Origin of the sequence: Novosphingobium sp. LASN5T, assembly GCF_003856955.1 — a bacterium.
Taxonomy (GTDB): Bacteria; Pseudomonadota; Alphaproteobacteria; order Sphingomonadales; family Sphingomonadaceae; genus Novosphingobium.
In genome coordinates this window covers 85,955-103,062 of record NZ_RQSI01000008.1, presented here as the reverse complement: position 1 = coordinate 103,062, position 17,108 = coordinate 85,955, and the positions used below count along the sequence as shown (strand labels likewise).

General features: G+C 66.3%; 16 protein-coding genes. 6 read left to right on the top strand and 10 right to left on the bottom strand.

Annotated features, from left to right (window positions below):
- Window positions 1-264 precede the first annotated feature (264 nt).
- Window positions 265-2,310, top strand: a complete 2,046-nt coding sequence (locus tag EH199_RS07825; RefSeq protein WP_124808693.1) for a S46 family peptidase — start codon at window positions 265-267, stop codon at window positions 2,308-2,310.
- On the opposite strand, the gene EH199_RS07820 is transcribed toward EH199_RS07825, so the two are convergent.
- Complete coding sequence (locus tag EH199_RS07820; RefSeq protein ID WP_124808743.1) at window positions 2,268-3,581, bottom strand: cyclopropane-fatty-acyl-phospholipid synthase family protein; 1,314 nt, start codon at window positions 3,579-3,581, stop codon at window positions 2,268-2,270. The two genes, EH199_RS07825 and EH199_RS07820, sit on opposite strands and share 43 nt — an antisense overlap.
- A gap of 127 nt (window positions 3,582-3,708) precedes the next feature.
- Window positions 3,709-4,956, bottom strand: a complete 1,248-nt coding sequence (gene rlmN, locus EH199_RS07815) for a 23S rRNA (adenine(2503)-C(2))-methyltransferase RlmN (protein ID WP_124808692.1) — start codon at window positions 4,954-4,956, stop codon at window positions 3,709-3,711.
- A gap of 274 nt (window positions 4,957-5,230) precedes the next feature.
- On the opposite strand from rlmN, the gene EH199_RS07810 reads away from it, so the two are divergent.
- Window positions 5,231-5,905 carry an outer membrane protein gene (locus tag EH199_RS07810; RefSeq protein WP_124808691.1) on the top strand — a complete coding sequence of 225 codons (675 nt, stop codon included), beginning with the start codon at window positions 5,231-5,233 and terminating at the stop codon, window positions 5,903-5,905.
- A 93-nt stretch (window positions 5,906-5,998) separates the two neighbouring features.
- Here EH199_RS07810 and EH199_RS07805 read toward each other — a convergent pair whose 3' ends face one another.
- The 6 genes from EH199_RS07805 to EH199_RS07780 form a co-directional block, all read right to left on the bottom strand.
- Window positions 5,999-6,508 carry a hypothetical protein gene (locus tag EH199_RS07805; protein ID WP_223806535.1) on the bottom strand — a complete coding sequence of 170 codons (510 nt, stop codon included), beginning with the start codon at window positions 6,506-6,508 and terminating at the stop codon, window positions 5,999-6,001.
- 3 nt (window positions 6,509-6,511) lie between these two features.
- On the bottom strand, window positions 6,512-6,715 hold the full coding sequence (locus EH199_RS07800; protein WP_124808690.1) for a hypothetical protein: 204 nt from the start codon (window positions 6,713-6,715) through the stop codon (window positions 6,512-6,514).
- Entirely contained in the window at window positions 6,715-6,906 is a 192-nt protein-coding gene (locus EH199_RS07795) for a DUF4169 family protein (protein ID WP_124808689.1), read from the bottom strand. Before EH199_RS07795 ends, EH199_RS07800 begins: the two co-directional genes overlap by 1 nt.
- Window positions 6,906-7,547, bottom strand: a complete 642-nt coding sequence (locus EH199_RS07790) for a phosphoglycerate mutase family protein (RefSeq protein WP_124808688.1) — start codon at window positions 7,545-7,547, stop codon at window positions 6,906-6,908. Before EH199_RS07790 ends, EH199_RS07795 begins: the two co-directional genes overlap by 1 nt.
- 40 nt (window positions 7,548-7,587) lie before the next feature.
- Window positions 7,588-8,076 (bottom strand): GreA/GreB family elongation factor, encoded by a 489-nt coding sequence (locus tag EH199_RS07785; protein WP_124808687.1) that lies wholly within the window; start codon window positions 8,074-8,076, stop codon window positions 7,588-7,590.
- Window positions 8,077-8,153: 77 nt separating this feature from the next.
- Complete coding sequence (locus EH199_RS07780; RefSeq protein WP_223806534.1) at window positions 8,154-10,154, bottom strand: lytic transglycosylase domain-containing protein; 2,001 nt, start codon at window positions 10,152-10,154, stop codon at window positions 8,154-8,156.
- Between the two features lie 119 nt (window positions 10,155-10,273).
- Here EH199_RS07780 and dapA point away from each other — a divergent pair, with 119 nt between their 5' ends.
- Entirely contained in the window at window positions 10,274-11,155 is an 882-nt protein-coding gene (dapA, locus tag EH199_RS07775; protein WP_124808685.1) for a 4-hydroxy-tetrahydrodipicolinate synthase, read from the top strand.
- 129 nt (window positions 11,156-11,284) lie between these two features.
- On the opposite strand, the gene EH199_RS07770 is transcribed toward dapA, so the two are convergent.
- Window positions 11,285-12,067, bottom strand: a complete 783-nt coding sequence (locus EH199_RS07770) for a 3-hydroxybutyrate dehydrogenase (RefSeq protein ID WP_124808684.1) — start codon at window positions 12,065-12,067, stop codon at window positions 11,285-11,287.
- 49 nt (window positions 12,068-12,116) lie between these two features.
- On the bottom strand, window positions 12,117-13,253 hold the full coding sequence (locus EH199_RS07765) for a patatin-like phospholipase family protein (protein WP_124808683.1): 1,137 nt from the start codon (window positions 13,251-13,253) through the stop codon (window positions 12,117-12,119).
- Window positions 13,254-13,435: 182 nt separating this feature from the next.
- Here EH199_RS07765 and smpB point away from each other — a divergent pair, with 182 nt between their 5' ends.
- The 3 genes from smpB (at window position 13,436) to EH199_RS07750 (ending at window position 16,988) form a co-directional block, all read left to right on the top strand.
- On the top strand, window positions 13,436-13,918 hold the full coding sequence (gene smpB / locus EH199_RS07760; RefSeq protein WP_124808682.1) for an SsrA-binding protein SmpB: 483 nt from the start codon (window positions 13,436-13,438) through the stop codon (window positions 13,916-13,918).
- Window positions 13,919-14,010: 92 nt separating this feature from the next.
- A complete protein-coding gene (locus EH199_RS07755; RefSeq protein ID WP_124808681.1) occupies window positions 14,011-14,571 on the top strand; it encodes a DUF2062 domain-containing protein in 561 nt (186 codons plus the stop codon).
- Window positions 14,568-16,988 carry a response regulator gene (locus EH199_RS07750; protein WP_124808680.1) on the top strand — a complete coding sequence of 807 codons (2,421 nt, stop codon included), beginning with the start codon at window positions 14,568-14,570 and terminating at the stop codon, window positions 16,986-16,988. Before EH199_RS07755 ends, EH199_RS07750 begins: the two co-directional genes overlap by 4 nt.
- Window positions 16,989-17,108: the final 120 nt, after the last annotated feature.

The window sequence follows — 17,108 nt, the reverse complement described above, 5'->3', positions numbered from 1 at the left end:
TCCCACTGCCACACCCACTCATCCTGAGCCTGTCGAAGGATGCGAGCACGAGCGATCAGGCCCACACTCCAACATTTCCCTTTCCTAACCCCCGTCCGCCGTGGCACCCCTCCGCGCATGATTTCAGCCGGAACCGCTTTTCCGTCTGCGTGCGCCCATCCCGTTGCGCCCGCGATGCCGGCTGAACGGTGATTGACGATGTTTCTCAGGACCGTGTCAACTTCGTCAACTTCGCTGCCAACCCCAACAAGGACACCCCTGTTCATGCGCCGTATTCTCCTGGCTTCCGCGACCCTTGCCGCGCCGTTCCTGCTCGCTGCCCCGGCCCAGGCCGATGAAGGCATGTGGACGTTCGATGCCTTTCCCGCCGCGACGATGAAGAAGGATTACGGCTGGGCGCCCGATCAGAAATGGCTCGATCGCGTGCGTGCCTCCGCCGTGCGGTTGACCGGCGGCTGTTCGGCCAGCTTCGTTTCGCCCGATGGCCTGATCCTCACCAACCATCACTGCGTGGTCGAATGCGCGCAGAACCTTTCGACGCAGCAGGCCGATCTCGTCGCCAACGGCTTCATCGCCGCCCGGCGCGAGGAGGAGCGCAAGTGCCCCGGCCAGCAGGCCGAGGTCGTTACAGCGATCACCGATGTGACGGCGGACGTGAAAGGCGCGATCGGCGCGCTGGCGGGCGAGGCGCTGGTCAAGGCGCGCGACGCCAAGATCGCCGAGATCGAGAAGGCGGGTTGCAAGGATACCGCGACCACGCGTTGCCAGGTCGTCACGCTGTTCGGCGGCGGGCAGTACAAGCTCTACACCTATCGCAAGTATTCCGACGTGCGCCTGGTCTGGGCGCCCGAGTTCCAGGCCGCGTTCTTCGGCGGCGATCCGGACAACTTCAACTATCCGCGCTATGCGCTCGATGCCTCGTTCCTGCGGGCCTACGAGAACGGCAAGCCGGTGAAGGTGGCGGCGTTCCTCAAGTGGAGCCCGCGCGCGCCGCAGCCGGGCGAGGCGACGTTCGTGGTCGGCAATCCGGGTTCTACGCAGCGCCTGTTCACGTCCGACCAGCTGGCTTTCCAGCGCGCGGTTTCGCTGCCGCTGAACAACCGCGTCCTGTCCGAACTGCGGGGACGCCTGCTTTCGGCGATGGAGCAGAGCGCCGAACGCAAGCGTGAAGGTGGCGATACCCTGTTCGGCATCGAGAACACCCTCAAGGTGTTCATCGGCCGTGAGCAGGCGCTGAACGATCCGGCGTTCGTCAAGGTGCTGGCCGATAACGAAGCCGCGCTCAAGGCGAAGGCCGCCGGCAACGCGGCGATCGGCAATCCATGGGGCGATGTCGCCAAGGCCGTCGGCGCCTATCGCGATCTCTACCTGCCCTATCGCTTCATCCACCCGATGAGCGACCTTTACGATTATGCGCAGTCGCTGGTGCGTGCCGCAGACGAACGGGCCAAGCCCAATGCCGAGCGGCTGCCCGGCTTCACTGATTCGCAGCTGCCCCTGCTGGAAAAGGAAGTGCTGGACGAACGGCCGATCTATCCGTGGCTGGAGCAGCTCAAGCTGGAATGGAGCCTGTCCAAGGCGCGCGAGGCGCTGGGCGCGGACGATGCGCAGACCAGGCTGATGCTCGGCCGGGAATCGCCCGAAGGGCTGGCGGCGCGGCTCGTGGGCGGCACCACGCTGGCCGATCCGGCGGTGCGCAAGGCGCTGTGGCAGGGCGACAAGGCGGCGATCGATGCGTCCACCGATCCGCTGATCGCCTATGCCCGTCAGCTCGACGCGCGCGACCGCGAACTCCAGAAACAGGTCGACGAACGCTATCAGGGACCGTTGGCCGCCGCCGGCGCAAAGCTCGCCGACGCGCGTTTCGCCGCCTATGGTGACAGCGTCTATCCGGATGCCACGTTCACGCTGCGCATCAGCTACGGCAAGGTCGCGGGCTGGAAGGAGCGCGGGCAGGACGTGGCCCCGGTGACCACCATGGGCGGCGCGTTCGCGCGTGCCACGGGGGCCGATCCGTTCGTGCTGGCCAAGGCTTTCGTTGCCAACGAGGCAAAGATCGACAAGTCCACGCCCTATGACTTCGTGACGACCAACGACATCATCGGCGGCAATTCCGGTTCGCCCGTGGTGGACAAGGACGGCGCGGTGATCGGCGCTGCGTTCGATGGCAACATCCATTCGCTCGGCGGCAACTATGGCTACCAGCCCGATGTGAACCGCACCGTGGTGGTCAGCACGGCGGCGGTGCAGCAGGCGCTGGAAAGGATTTACCCCGCTTCGGCGCTGGTCAGGGAACTTTCCGGCAAGTGAAGCGCTGACGCAGCACAGGGATCGGGGGCGGAGGTGCTGCCGCGTGCGGCACGCATCTCCGCTTCGGCCCTGCCGATGTAGTCGCGCGTCAGCGGCACGGCATCGCGGTTGCGCACGATCTGGAACTGGAAATTGACCAGCCCGCCGTATTCGAACGCTGTCGCGGCGCCGGCCAGATAGAACATCCACATGCGGTAGAACCGCTCGTCATAGAGCTCCTCGATCCGTGCCTGGTTGGCGGCGCAGCGCTTGTACCATTCGCGGATGGTCAGGCCGTAGTGCCGACGCAGGATCTCGATATCGCCCAGCATCAGCTTGTGCGGCTCGATCGCCGCCAGCGTCTCGCTCATCGCCGGGATATAGCCACCGGGGAAGATGTATTTCCGGGTGAAGGCATCGGTGCCGCCCGGCGGATCGGACCGGCCGATGGTGTGGAGCAGCATCACGCCGTCGTCCGCCAGAAGATCGTGGCACTTGCGGAAGAAGGCGGGGAAGTTGGCCGCGCCGACATGCTCGAACATGCCGACCGAGACGATCCGGTCGAACCGCCCCGTCACGTCGCGATAATCGGTGAGGCCGAAGGTCACCTTGTCCGCCACGCCCTCGCGTTCCGCCCAGGCCTTGGCATAGGCGATCTGTTCCCGGCTCAGCGTCACGCCGTGGACGTCCACGCCAGCCACCCGGTGCAGGTGGAGCGCCAGGCCGCCCCAGCCGCAGCCGATGTCGAGCACGCGCATCCCCGGCTTCAGCGCCAGCTTGGCGGCGATGTGGTCCATCTTGGCGATCTGCGCCTGCTCCAGCGTGGTGACGCCGTCCGCCCAGTAGGCGCAGGAATACTGCCGGCTGGCATCGAGGAACAGGTCATAGAGCGGATCGCCCAGGTCATAGTGATGCGCCACGTTGCGGCGCGAGGCGGTGCGCTGGTTGATCTGGTCGATCCGGCTGACGATCCGTTCGACGATCCGGCCGCCCAACCCCTTGGCCTCGAAATCGCCCGAGCGCTCCCACGGGTTGTTGCGCCGCGCGAACGTGATGAAGTCCAGGATGTCGCCGCCCTCGATGGCGATGCGGCCGTCCATGAAGGTTTCGGCAAGGCCCAGCGTGGGGTGCCGCGCGATATAGCCGGGCACGCCCGCGTCCAGCAGGCGCAGACCGAGATCCGGCCAGCCAGGTTCCGCCGTGCCATAGGTGCGAACCTTGCCGGAGTGTTCGGTCAGGGTGAGCGTACCCCGGCGGATGATCCGCCTGAGCACGCGGTCCAGCAGCAGCATCGACATCGCGGGCGACCTCATTTCGGTGTTCGAGGACGCAGCCTAACGATGGTTAGGCGGATTGGGGACAGGAAATTGCGCCGCAAACCCGATAGATAGACCGGATCGGCTGAACCTGCCTGTTCCTTCAGCCGAGCGCCGCCTGCTTTTCGTCCGCCAGCCGGTCGAGTTCCGCGCGGCTCATCTTCTGCGCGGCGGTCTTGAGCTGGCCGCAGGCCGCATCGATGTCGCGGCCACGCGGGGTGCGCACCGGGGCGCTGATGCCGGCTTCGAACACGATTTCGGCAAAGCGCTTGATCCGCTCCGGCGCCGAACATTCGTAAGGCGCGCCGGGCCAGGGGTTGAACGGGATCAGATTGACCTTGGCGGGCAGCTTGTATTGCCGGATCAGGCGCACGAGTTCGCGGGCGTCGTCGTCGCTGTCGTTCTTGTCCTTCAGCATCACGTATTCGAATGTAATGCGCCGGGCGTTGGAAGCGCCGGGGTAATCGGAGCAGGCCTGCAACAGCTGGTCCAGACCGAACTTGCGGTTGATCGGCACGATCTCGTCGCGCACGTCCTTGGTCACGGCGTGGAGCGACACGGCCAGATTGACGCCGATTTCCTCGCCGCAGCGTTCCATCATCGGCACCACGCCGCTGGTGGACAGGGTGATGCGCCGCTTCGACAGTGCCAGGCCATCGCCATCCATCACCAGCTTCAGCGCATCGCGCACGTTGTCGAAGTTGTAGAGCGGTTCGCCCATGCCCATCATCACGATGTTGGTGAGCAGGCGCCCGTCGGAAGTATAAGTCCGCTCGTCCTCGTCTTCTTCGAGGCCCGCCATCGATCCCTTGGGCCATTCGCCCAGCGCATCGCGCGCCAGCATGACCTGGCCGACGATCTCGCCGGGCGTGAGGTTGCGGACCAGGCGCATCGTGCCGGTGTGGCAGAAGCGGCAGTTGAGCGTGCAGCCCACCTGGCTGGAGACGCACAGCGTGCCCCGGTCGGCATCCGGGATGAACACCATCTCGAAGTCGTGGCCGTCCGCCGTCTGGAGCAGCCACTTGCGCGTGCCGTCGCTGGAAACCTGCGCGGTGACGATCTCGGGCCGGCCGATGACGAAGCGTTCCGCCAGCCACGGGCGCATGGTCTTGGCGATGTCGGTCATCGCGTCGAAATCGGTGACGCCGCGATGGTACAGCCAGTGGAAAACCTGCTTGGCGCGCAGCTTCGCCGCCTTGGCGTCCAGCCCGGCTTCGGCGAACAGTTCGGCGATGCGCGGGCGGGGAAGACCGATCAGATCGACGCGCCCGTCAGCGCGCGGCGTAACGTCGCGAGGAACGGGAACCGGATCGACGTGTCCGGGGATCGGCATGATCGGAATGGCTGTCATGGCTGGCCATATACGGATTTTCCCCGAAATCGCCAGTCCCGAGGCAAACACGAACATCGACGGTGGAATCTCCGCTCGCACGCGCGCGAACATGACGGGCGCTGACGGGTTCCCCCGCCCGTCCCGCGCACAGGGGGGCTCATCGCACGAGGTGTTGTAAAAATATCGCAGCATTTTCGTTGTGTTAGGTTCATGAAACAAGCTGCGCCTTCATCCATTCGAGAAGTCCTGTCGGGTCGCAAAACCGACAGACAACAAGCGAATGGAGTGAACAATGAAGACTATCTGCGCCATCCTCGCCACCGGCACCGCGCTTGCGCTGGCAGCCCCCGCGTCCGCGCAGGAGGCTGCCCCTTCGGAAACCTTCAAGGGCCCGCGCGTCGGCGTGACGCTGGGCTACGACAAGAGCCGGTCGGGCAGCAGCGTCGACATCGACAATACCCGCAATTTCAAGCAGTCGATCGATGGCCTGCTCTATGGTGGCGAGATCGGCTATGACGTGCCGCTGGGCAGCAACCTTGTGGTCGGTGCCGATGCGGAACTGACCGACAGCACCGCGAAGTGGACCGCGCAGGGCGCGCGCCCCAACACGTTCAACCTGGGCCGGGTTTCGGCTGGTCGTGACGTCTATGTGGGCGCGCGGGTCGGTTATGCGATGTCGCCCAAGACACTGCTCTACGTGAAGGGCGGTTATACCAACGCCCGTTACGGCGTGCTTGGCAGCGATGGCACGACCACGCTGGACCAGCGGATCGACCTCGATGGCTACCGCGTCGGCGGCGGTCTGGAATATGCGTTCAGCCCGAAGACCTTCGGCCGCATCGAATACCGCTATTCGCACTACGGCAAGGGCGAGTTCGATTTCGGCGGCCAGACGCCGGACAGCAGCCGCTTCAACGTGGATACCGACCGTCACCAGATCGCGGTGACCTACGGTCTGCGCTTCTGACGGAAGCAGGCTGATCCGCTTGAGGGCGGGAAGGGCGGGCCGGGGGAAACTCCGGCCCGCTTTTCCATGCGCGAACAATTGTGCGGGGTTGCTTTACCGCCCGGCACATCCCAGCGCGGCGGCGTCCATCGCGCTGGCCGCGCCGGGAAGGCGATAGGTATCGCGAAACAGTCGGCCGTCACGCCCGCGGGCAGAGACTGTCATTTCCCGCGCCGATCGCAGCGCGGCGACAATGGCCGCATCCATGCGTGGGTCCTGCGCCCAGGCATCGGCCTGCCCGGTCGCCAGTTCGAACGACTGGCCACCCAGCGACAGCACCGCGCGGCCGCTTGGCCCGATCCGACGCGAAAGGCGGATGTGGATTTCGTTGCGGGCGTTGCGTCGGGGCCAGATGCCCACGGTGAAGAACGGCTGGAAATCGCGCGGGCGGCCAGTGACGGGCTGCGCCATGGCGATGGCGTAGCAGCGCGGCACGGCGGCATCGCGGAAAGCGCCCCAGTCGTTCCAGATGCCCAGGCTGTCGCGCGCCGTGGCCGGCGCGGCGGGCAACAGGCCGATCAGGCAGGCCCCGATCAGACAGGCAGGGAGCAGAAGGCGGCGCAAGAGCTATTCCCCGATGAGGTCGAGATAGGCGATCACGTCATTGTCGGTCGCCAGGAACAGGCCGTCCTGCACCGCCTCGGACTGCGCGGCGGCGATGTCCAGCGCCTGCGCCAGCGGTCCGTAGAACAGCGTTTCCGCAGCGCCACCTTCGGGGCCGCCATCCAGATGGTAAAGCCGCACCGTCGCGTCGTCATGGGTGGTGCGCATCAGTCCGTCTCGCGCCCGGTGTCGCGTAGCGCTCCATCAAGCAGGCGTTCCGCGCGCGCCATCTCCAGCGCATCGCGCTGCTTTTCCGTCTTGGTCCGGCCGAACTTCGCGCGGTTGGACGCCGCCTGTCCCTGCGCCGCATCGCGGGCCTTGGCCTTGCGGGCAAGGCGCAGGTTGACGACATCGCCCATCAGGCGTGCTCGATTCCGCGTTCGGCGCCGAACAAAACCCGTTCCCGGCCACCTTCGATCAGCGCCACCGATCCCTGCACCAGCGACGGCGCGATCGGCACGCCATGATCGGGATGGACCGGATAGCCGGCCATCATCCCGCGCAGCACGCGGCTGGAAATACCGTGCATGACCACGATGTGATCGCGCCCGTCGGTGAGCCCTTCGTACTCGATCGCTTCCAGCCAGCATTCGAGCCGGCTGGCGATGGCGGGATAGTCCTCGCCATCGGGGGCGGGGCGCAGCAGGTGATCGGCCAGGATCACCGGCCCTTCCTCCGCTTCCACATCGGCGTAGCGGCGTTCGCACCACGATCCCATGTCGATTTCCTTGAGCGCGTTCGACCGGCGCGCCTCGAACCAGTCGAGTTCCAGCGCTTCGGCGATGATCGCCGCGGTCTGCAACGCGCGCCCGGTTTCCGAGATGTGCAGCACCACCGGTGGCCGCGCGCCCAGTTCCTCGCGCAGCGCCTTGCCCATGGCCAGCGCCTGTTCGAATCCCTGCCGCGTCAACGGGGTATGGATGTGGTTGGACTGGAGCCGGGCGGAGGCGTTGTACACCGTTTCGCCGTGGCGCATGATGAAGAAGCGGCCGGATTTCATGCGCCGCTGGTATCAGCAAAGCGCGGCACATTCCAAGGGGTCAGGCGGGATCGGGGTAGGAGATGGAGACGATTTCCCACTCCTTCTCCCCGCCGGGCAGCCGCACCACGCGCAGATCGCCCACCCGCGCGCCGCGCAGGGCACGGGCGATCGGGGCGCTCCAGCCGATCCGTCCGGCGCTCGCGTCCTGCTCGTCGTCGCCCACCAGAGTCAGCACCTTGCGGTTGTCATCCTCGTCCGCGATCTCGGCCGTGGCGCCGAACAGTACGCGCGAACGGTCTTCCTGCCGTGCCGGGTCGACCATCCGCGCAGCCTTCATTCGCCGCGCCAGCCACGCCAGTTCGCGGTCGATCTCGCGCATCCGCTTGCGGCCGTAGAGGTAGTCGCCGTTCTCGGACCGGTCCCCGTTGCCGGCGGCCCAGCTCACCACCTCGACGATCTGCGGGCGTTCGGTGCCGAGCAGATGATCGTACCGCGCGCGCAGGGCGGCGAGGCCGGCGGGGGTTATGGGATTGCCGTCTGGTTTCATCGGTGCGGTATTAGCCCAAGCGCCGTGTCTGGAAAGAGGATTTGGTTCGCGCATCCGCGCCTGCGCGCGAACCCAAATCAGCCGGGAGACGGTTTGCCGAGGAAGTGGCTCATCGGATTGGCGCCGGTGTAGCTTGCCTTGTCGGGGTTCATTGCCTCGTAGACCACCGCGTTTTCCAGCACGCGCTGCACGTAGTTGCGCGTTTCCGAAATCGGGATGCGTTCCAGCCAGTCGACCCAGGCGATGCCGCCGGTGCGGGGATCGCCATTGGCGCGCAGCCACTTGTTCACGTTGCCCGCGCCGGCGTTATAGGCGGCGACGGCCAGCGGATAGCTGCCGTTGTAGTAGCTCATCAGCCGCTGGAAATAGGCCGATCCCAGCTGGATGTTGAATCCGGCATCGTCGATCAGCGCCTGCGAGCTGAACGAAAGGCCCAGCTTGCCGGCCTGTTCGTTGGCGGTGCCGGGCATCAGCTGCATCAGCCCGCGCGCGCCGGCATGGCTGATCGCGTTCTGTGCGAACTGGCTTTCCTGCCGCGTGATGGCGTGGACCATCGTCCAGGTATCGCGGCTGTTGTCGGGCACGGGAATCAGCGGGAAGGCAATGTGCTGGAAATCGAGGTAGCCGCGCGCACCGGCGGCTTGCCCCACGATCACGCCCAGATCGCGCCGGCCCAGCGATCGGGCAAGGTCCGCCACCAGCATGTGCTGCCCTTCGCTCTGCTGCTGTTCCGCGATTTCCTTGAAGAAGCGGACGGTGGTGCGCCAGTCGGCATTGCGGGCGACTTCGCGCACGGCCTGCGTGATGGGCGCGTTCTGGAAGCGGGCGCGTTCGTCCGGAGTCGGCTGCGCGGTCGAATCCACTGCAAAGCGCGGCACCGGCTTGCCCAGCCGTTCCAGCGCGAGCAGGCCATAGAACTGGTCGGCATATTGCGCGGCCATGGCGAAATAGCGCTGCGCGTCGGTCCCGCGCCCCGCCTGTGCCGAGGCAAGCCCGGCCCAGTAGAAGCCCTTGGATCGCGTGCCCGGCGTGCGCGCGGCGGCGCCATAGCGGTAAAACAGCGGGGCCGCGTCGCTGCCCGCCCCCAGGTTCCACAGCGCCTGCGTGCCGCCGAGCCACATCAGCGAGGTATAATCGTCGCGCAGGTCATAGGGCATCTGGCTGACATCTTCGCCCTGATCGAAGGCATCGTCTATTCCCGCCGCGATTCGCACGGTGCTGCGCGAATCGCCGGCCGATGCCGCGCCGCGCGCGTTGATCAGCAGTTCATCGACCCACTTGGCACGATCCAGCGGCTTGCGCGCGAGCGGCGGCCGGCTGGAGAGCAAGGCCCGCGCCGAGACACCGTCGCCGTTCTTCCGCAACTGGCGCACGCGCTGGTAAACGAAGCCCGGATCGCTGTTCAGGACCTGTCCGTTGATCCCGGCGGCCGCGGCATAGGGATCGGTTCCCTGCAGCGCGGCAAGGCGTGCCGCGTCGATCGGACGGCGCGCCGGCGAAACCCAGGCGAGTTCGCGCGCCGCCTGGCCTGCCGCGCCGGCCCACAGCAGCGCGTCCATGCGCGCGTCATGATCGTCTTGCGTGAAGGTGGTGCCCCAGCCCGCCAGCAGCGAGGATTCGGCCGAATCGCTCATCGCTCCGCCGCGCCATGCGGCCCTGGCGACTTGCGCGGCTTCAGGCCGGCCCAGCGCTTGCAGCGCCAGCGCATATTGCGCGCGGCCGGGATTGGTCAGCGGCGGTTCCCGGTCGAAGAACGCCACCAGCCGCGCGGGATCGGCGAAATCCCGGTCCAGCGCGCTTTCCGCATAGCGGCGCAGCTTCTCCTCGTCCGGGAAGCCGGGGTAGGAGAGCACGAAGCCCGCATAATCGTTGAAGGCAAAGCGGTTCGACGAGGTCAGCAGCTTCCAGCGTTCGACGGCGAACGACATCGGCCCCTGTTGCGAGGCGGACAGTTGCGCGCGCGCCTGGTCCCACGCGCTGCCGTCATTGTCGCTCGCGTGGCAGGCAACGGATGCGGCGAGGCCCGGCAGGACCAGCGCGGTACAGGCGAATTTGCGAAGCACGGTTTTCACGTCCATGCTGGACATCCTATGGAACGGCTCCTTATCAGGCGCTGAACATGCCCGGTTCGTCGGTCAAAACCAACCACAACGGGGCGATCACCGCCGTTCTTGCGGCAAATTGAGGAACAAAGTCCATGTTTTCCGGCTCCATTCCGGCTCTGGTGACTCCTTTTCGCGACGGAGTGTTTGACGAGAAGGCGTTTCGCCGCCTTGTCGACTGGCAGATCGAGAATGGTTCGAAAGCGCTGGTTCCCTGCGGCACCACCGGCGAAGCCTCCACGCTGTCGAACGCGGAACACCACCGCGTGATCGAAGTCTGCGTGGAGCAGGCGGCAGGGCGCGTGCCGGTGATCGCGGGCTGCGGCAGCAACGATACGATGAACGCGCTGCTGCACATGACGTTCTCGCGCAAGAGCGGCGCGGCGGCGGCGCTCTGCGTCGCGCCTTATTACAACCGGCCGAGCCAGGCAGGCCTGATCGCGCATTTCAGCTATCTGGCCGAGCACAACGAACTGCCGATCATTCTTTACAACGTGCCCGGCCGCACGGTGACGGACATCCTGCCGGAAACGGTATGCGAGCTGGCCAAGCGCTATCCGGACAAGATCGTGGGCATCAAGGACGCCAGCGGCGATCTTTCGCGCGTTACCGATCACCGCATGGGCATCGGCAAGCATTTCTGCCAGCTTTCGGGTGATGACGAGCTGGCTCTGCCCGCCAACGCGGCGGGCGCGGTGGGCTGCATTTCGGTGACGGCCAACGTCGCGCCCAAGCTCTGCGCCGAATTCCAGCAGGCCTGCGCCGACAACGACATCGCCAAGGCGCGCGAGCTGAACGACCGGCTCTATCCGCTGCACTACGCCATGTTCGAGGACGCTTCGCCGGGGCCGCTCAAGTATGCGCTGACCCGGGTGCACGACTGGATGACCGAGGATATGCGCCTGCCGCTGGTGCCGTGCAGCGATGCCGCGCGCAAGGCGGTGGATGCGGCGCTGGAACACGCGGGGCTGGTGTAACGCTCCGCGTTTTCGCCTCGTAGTTTCGTCATTGCGAGCATAGCGAAGCAATCCAGAGTCCCGCGTGAAACTTCTGGATTGCTTCGCTGCGCTCGCAATGACGATGGTCGGTTGTGAACGGTCGGAGCGTCAGTTCATGTACCAGCCGTGGCTGGCCACCAGCGATTGCCCGGTCAGCGCGTTGGTGGGGAAAGCGGCCAGGAACAGCGCGACTTCGGCGATGTCGTCGACCGTGGTGAATTCGCCATCCACGGTCTGGCCGAGCATGACCTTCTTGATCACGTCCTCTTCGGAAATGCCGAGTTCCTTGGCCTGTTCCGGGATCTGCTTGTCGACCAGCGGCGTGCGTACGAAGCCGGGGCAGATCACGTTGGTGCGCACGCCCTTCGGCCCGCCTTCCTTGGCGATCACCCGTGACAGGCCAAGCAACCCGTGCTTGGCGGTGACATAGGCGGACTTCAGCGGCGAGGCTTCCTTGGAATGGACCGAGCCCATGAACAGCACGCTGCCAGACCCCTGCTTGTACATGTGCGGCAGCACCGCCTTCGAGGTGAGGAAGGCGCCGTCGAGGTGGATCGCCAGCATCTTCTTCCAGTCCGCGAAGGCGAACTGTTCCACCGGGTTGACGATCTGAATGCCCGCGTTGGAGACCAGCACGTCCACCGTGCCCCAGGCATCGACCACCTGCTGGACGCCGGCATTGACCTGATCTTCCTGCGTCACGTCCATCGCCACCGCGATCGCCTGGCCGGGATGGTCGGCGTTGATGCCGTCGGCCGCCGCCTGCGCCGCCTCGATCTTGAGGTCGGCGATCGCGATCTTGCCGCCCGCCGCGGCATAGCGCTTCGCGATGGCGAGGCCGATGCCGCTGGCCGCGCCGGTGACGATGCAGACCTTGTCCTTGAGTTCCATTTACTTGCTCCGGTTGCTTTAGGGGCGGTCCCCGAAAAGATTCTGAGATTCAGGCGAGATCGAGCGTGGCGATGCCCCGGGCGGGCGGGTGCCGCTTCTTCCAGCGAGGGCTGGCGAAGGAACGGCGCACGTCGTGCATGCCCGCCTGCCAGTGGCCTTCCATCGTCATGCGCGAAAATTCATAGTCCTTGCTCTGCGTTTCGTAATCCTCGCCCCGGTTGATGAGATGCAGGATGGTGACGGGGCTGTCGCACGAATTGGCGCGCAGCAGCGCCACGTCGGGATCATTACGCAAGTCCTCCGGCAGCTTGTCCGCCAGCCGCGCTGCGGCGGCTTCGAGCGCCTCGATCCGCTTCTGCATGTCGGTGTTGAGCCGGGTGCGGCTGGAATAGCGGATGTCCTTCTCGCGCTGCGCGGCTTCCGCCAGCGTGCGCGGCATCAGCCCGCGCGCGCTGAACAGGTCCACCTGAAACACCAGCAGCGGGCGCCCGTTCCTTTCGTCGAGCACGTATTGCAGCGGCGTGTTGGAAACGATGCCGCCGTCCCAGTACGGCTCGCCGTCGATCATCACCGGCGGGAAGCCCGGCGGTAGCGCGCCGCTGGCCATGATGTGTTCGGGCTCGATCAACCGGTCGCGGTTGTCGAAATAGGCGAAGTTCCCGGTCAGCACGTTGACCGCGCCCACGCTGAAACGGGTCGGCCCTTCGTTCAGCAGATCGAAATCGACGAGATCGAGAAGGGTCTGCCGCAACGGGGCGGTATCGTAGAGGCTGATCGCTTCGGGCGATCCGGGCAGCGCCAGCCACGGCGGGGTCAGGCGCGGGGCGAAAAAACCGGGGATGCCGGTTAACGCCACTGTTGCCGCCGCCGCCTCGTTGAACACGCGCCGCCCCCACCCTTCCGCGAAAGGCGAGGGGAAGGGGACGCGCGAGGACGCCTGTTCCCAGAACTCGCGCAGCCGCCGCGCGCGCCGTTCGGGCGGGTTGCCGGCGATGAGCGCCGCGTTGACCGCGCCGATCGAGATGCCGGCGATCCAGTCCGGATCGTGCCCGGCTTCGGCCAGTGCCTCGAACACGCCGGCCTGGTAGGAACCGAGCGCGCCGCCGCCCTGGAGGACGAGAACGACTTGTTCCCGGTCATCCGCCTGATTTCGGTCTTCAGATTGCCGGACCTTCGATCTGGCCATGCGCTGCTCCGCTTGCGAATCCCCGCAGAGGAAATCCCGGTCCGGTTTGTGCACTGCAACGAAGGAAGTGCAAGAGCGGTTCCCGTGCCGGCGACCTTGTTTCGCACCGTTTCGGGCGGGAGCGGCCGCTATTTGCCTGCGGGGTTCCAATTCGCCCGCCGCGCACCTACATGCTCGATACCATGGCCCGTCCGACTCCCGTTGCTTTCGACAAGAAGAAGATCGTCGCAGAGAACCGCCGTGCGCGTTTCGATTACCATATCGAGGACGTGTACGAGGCGGGAATCGTGCTGACCGGCACGGAAGTGAAATCGCTGCGCTTCGGCGAGGGATCGATCGCCGAAAGCTATGCCGAGGTCAAAGGCGGCGAGGTCTGGCTGATCAATTCCAACGTGCCCGAATTCAGCCACGGCAACCGCTTCAACCACGAGCCCAAGCGGCCGCGCAAGCTGCTGCTGAAGGAACGCGAGATTTCCAAGTTCCACGGCGCGGTGGAGCGCAAGGGCATGACGCTGGTGCCGCTGTCGGTCTATTTCAACGGCCGGGGCCGGGCCAAGGTGGAACTGGCGCTGGCCAAGGGCAAGAATGCGGCGGACAAGCGGACCACGATCAAGGAACGCGACTGGAAGCGTGAAAAGGCGCGGATCATGAAGGAGCACGGCTGACGCGCTTCACCGGTTCGAAAGCGGGGCAGGGCTAGAGCGGCGAAATCGGCCCGAAGGTGGGGCGGCGGGAAACGGGTGGAACGCAGGACGCGATGTTCGACAGGATCGTGAAATGGGCGCAGGCCAACATGCCAACGCGCGAGCAGATGGAGCAGAACCGCTTCGCCCGTCCGCTCGCCGCGCGCCATGAGCTGTGGCGGTTCACCCGCCGGTCGGTGCCGCGCGGCGTGGCGGCGGGCCTGTTCATCGGCATCTTCGCGCTGATTCCCGGCGTGCAGATCGTCGGCGCAGCACTGATGTGCGTTCCCGTCCGCGGCAATATTCCGCTGGCTGCGCTGATGACGTTCATCTCGATTCCGCCCACGACGCTGTTCGTGTTCCTGCCGGGCGCGATCTGGGTGGGCAACAGCTTCGGCTATCACGCCGATTTCCTGACGGTGCGTGAGTTGGTTACGCGCGGAGCGGGTGTGGGTGAATGGCTCGCCTGGTTGGGCAGCGATGCCGCGCCCTCGCTGTTGATCGGTCTGTTCCTGATTTCGCTGCTGGCGGCGGTGGCGGGATATGTCCTCTCGGCGCTCGGCTGGCGCTGGTGGACCGGGCACAAGCGGCGCACGCGGCTGATGCGCGCGGCCGCGCGGGATCACGCCGAATGAACGAATCGCCGCTCGCGCTTGGTCCCGTGGCGCAGAACGCCAGGGCACCCTGGCGCGAATGGCTGTTGCTGGGCGGGTCGCTGGTGGCGACGGCCGTCCTGCTGTGGGCGGTATCGGGCGAACCGGTGGTCGCGGTGGCCTTTGCCGGTGGCGCGCTGCTGCTGGGCGGTGCGCTTCGGCTGGCCCTGCGCCTGCGCCCGCAGGTGGCCGCGCCCGATTTCGCCGCGCCCGACTGGTCGGTGACCCATGCCGCGATCGAGCGGCCGGACATGGGCATCGCCATCACCGATCGCGCCGGCCGGTTGGCCTGCGCCAGTCTGCGGTTCAGCGAATGGTTCGGCCTTGGCGCCGCCCCGCCGCGCCTGCCGGTGTCGAAGCCGCAGGCCGAGGCGCTGGATGCCGCCGCCCGCACCGCCTGGCGCGATGGGCGTGCCACGCTGGACCTGATCGAAACCGCAACCGGCCGCTGGAGCGGTGAAGTCGCCCGCGCAGGGCGGGGCGAGGATTACCTCGTGTGGCGTTTCACGCCCGTGAACCAGCGCGATCTGGTGGCGGAGATGGTGCAGCACATCGGCGGCAAGGTGGGTCGCGCGCTGGCCCGCGAAAGCATCCAGGCGGCGGTCGTGGCGCCGGACGGGCGCATCCTTGCCGGAAATACCGCGTTCGCCAGCCGCGCCAGCGGGGAAGAGAACGGCGCGGTTGCCGGGACCGAATTCGTGGCCTGGTTCCGCTCGGACGAGCAGGAGCGGATCTACTACGCGCGGGAGGGGGCCAAGGGCATCCCGGTGCGTTTCATCCACATGCCGGTAGCCGATCCGGACGGGGGCATCGATGCCGATCCCTCGCACACCGCCTCGCTGTTCATCCTGCTCGACAACCAGGGCGGGGTGGGCGACGCGCGCACCGGCCTGCCGCAGATCGAGGCGCTGCTCGCAAGGCTGCCGCTGGGCCTGGCCATGACGGACCGCGACGGGCGCTTCCTGTTCGCCAACCGGGCTTTCCTGCGCGCCGCCGGCCATGACGACACGATGCCGCCTCCCTATCCCTCGGACCTTGTCATCCGCGAGGACAAGGGCGCGCTCGCCGATGCCGTGCGCCGTTACGCGCAAGGGGCGCCGACGGCGGGCGACGTTGCGGTGCGGCTGCGGTCCTCGCCCGAGGAGCCGGTTTCGCTGAGCCTGGCCGGCGTGCGCGGGCTGGGCGATGGCGCGGTGCTGCTCAGCCTGAAGGATTCGAGCGAGGAAACCCGTCTCAAGCGCGAAATCGCGCAGGCCACCAAGATGCAGGCCGTGGGCCAGCTTGCCGGCGGCGTGGCGCACGATTTCAACAACGTGCTGACCGCGATCATCGGGTATTGCGACCTCATGCTGATGCGCCACACGCCGGGCGACAGCGATTACGACGATATCCAGCAGATCAAGGCCAATTCCAACCGCGCGGCATCGCTGACGCGCCAGCTGCTCGCCTTCTCGCGCCAGCAGACGCTGCGCCCCGAAGTGCTGCAACTGCCCGACGTGGTGGCCGAGGTGTCCACCCTGCTCAAGCGGCTGCTGGGCGGCAAGATCCAGCTGGAAGTGACGCATGACCGCGGCCTTGGCTTCGTGCGGGCCGATCCGGTGCAACTGGAACAGGTGCTGCTTAACCTGGCGGTCAACGCGCGCGATGCCATGGCCGACAACAAGAGCGGCGGGGTGCTGCGGCTGATGACCCGGCGCATCACCGCCGCCGACGTGCGCGGGATGAAAAGCGATATCCTGCCGATCGGCGATTACACCGCGCTGATCGTCGAGGACAACGGCCACGGTATCAAGCCGGCGCTGCTCGGCAAGATCTTCGAACCGTTCTTCACCACCAAGGAAAAGGGCAAGGGCACCGGGCTCGGGCTTTCGACGGTCTATGGCATCGTCAAGCAATCGGGCGGGTTCATCTTCGCCGAAAGCGAGGTAGGCCGGGGTACGCGGTTTTCGATCTACCTGCCGGTCCATGCCCCCGATCCGGCAGCCAGCCTGGAAGGCCCGAAGCCGAAGGCTGATGTCCGGCGCGAATGGAGCGGCGGTGGCCGCGTGCTGCTGGTCGAGGACGAGGACACCGTCCGCGCCGTGGCCGAGCGCGCGCTGGTGCGGCAGGGCTACGAGGTGACCACCGCCGCCGACGGCGAGGAAGGGCTGGAAGCGATCGGCCGGAACGGGCCGTTCGACCTGGTGGTGAGCGACGTGGTGATGCCTTCGATGGACGGCCCCGCCATGGCGCGGGAGATTCGCCGGCTGAAGCCCGATCTGCCGGTGCTGTTCATGTCGGGCTATGCCGAAGAGCAGCTGCGGCGCGATATCGACATCCCCAACATGCACTTTATCGCCAAGCCGTTCTCGGTTGCGCAGATCGTCGCGGCCGTGGAAAAGGTTCTGCGAGGCGCATAAAATCTATAATCTACAATGGTATGGATGATTTTCCGGCGATGTCGGGAAAAATTTTCGTTCCCATCTTGTTCTTATGGAACAAAGTGGGTACATAGTCCCTGTTGACGGTTCAGGTCAGCC